At 51.4% G+C, this 801-nt stretch carries 2 tRNA genes and 2 rRNA genes; all 4 read right to left on the minus strand.

From position 1 onward, the window contains the following. Positions 1-101: ribosomal RNA gene (locus G3N59_RS36810) — 23S ribosomal RNA — on the minus strand; the annotation flags it as partial. Between the two features lie 312 nt (positions 102-413). Continuing rightward, a tRNA-Ala gene (locus tag G3N59_RS36815) sits at positions 414-489 on the minus strand. Positions 490-533: 44 nt separating this feature from the next. After that, a tRNA-Ile gene (locus G3N59_RS36820) sits at positions 534-610 on the minus strand. 65 nt (positions 611-675) lie between these two features. After that, positions 676-801: ribosomal RNA gene (locus tag G3N59_RS36825) — 16S ribosomal RNA — on the minus strand; the annotation flags it as partial.

Below are 801 nucleotides of genomic sequence, written 5' to 3' on the forward strand. Positions count from 1 at the left end.
AAAGCTTGTTTGCCAGCTCCCCACCGCTTTTCGCAGGCTACCGCGTCCTTCATCGCCTGTGATCGCCAAGGCATCCACCACATGCACTTGTTCGCTTGACCCTATAACGGGTGTGTCTCTGGCTCCCGAAGGAATCGTCGATCACTCGTTACAGGTTGAGTATTCGTGTTGCGCCGTATTTCAAGGCAATCTTTCGATCACTTAAAAATACATTGATACAATCACAACCCTGATTCACTTACTCCACACCCATCTCTAAGTGTGTTTCAGATGAATCTCTTTACTACTTCTTCCTGATTGTTAAAGAACGACAGCCGATATGGTGTTTAATCACATCGCTCTGACTGGCTCAATCGCCAATGCAAAATGCTCTGCAACCGTTTCGGGTTCACAGAAGACTGTGCATTGAGGATTGGTGGAGGATGACGGGATCGAACCGACGACCCCCTGCTTGCAAAGCAGGTGCTCTCCCAGCTGAGCTAATCCCCCAGTCACAACATGAACTACAAGGGCCTTGCCGCCACAGACAAAGATGGTGGGTCTGGATGGATTCGAACCATCGACCCCCGCCTTATCAAGACGGTGCTCTAACCGACTGAGCTACAGACCCCTGAGTCTGTCTTTGATACAGCCGACAAGTGTGAGCGCTTGGACAATGAATGCAGCGGGCTCTGGAAAGGAGGTGATCCAGCCGCACCTTCCGATACGGCTACCTTGTTACGACTTCACCCCAGTCATGAATCCTGCCGTGGTGACCGTCCTCCTTGCGGTTAGACTAGCCACTTCTGGCAAAACCCACTC

The organism is Paraburkholderia sp. Ac-20340 (assembly GCF_017104965.1).
Lineage (GTDB): Bacteria > Pseudomonadota > Gammaproteobacteria > Burkholderiales > Burkholderiaceae > Paraburkholderia.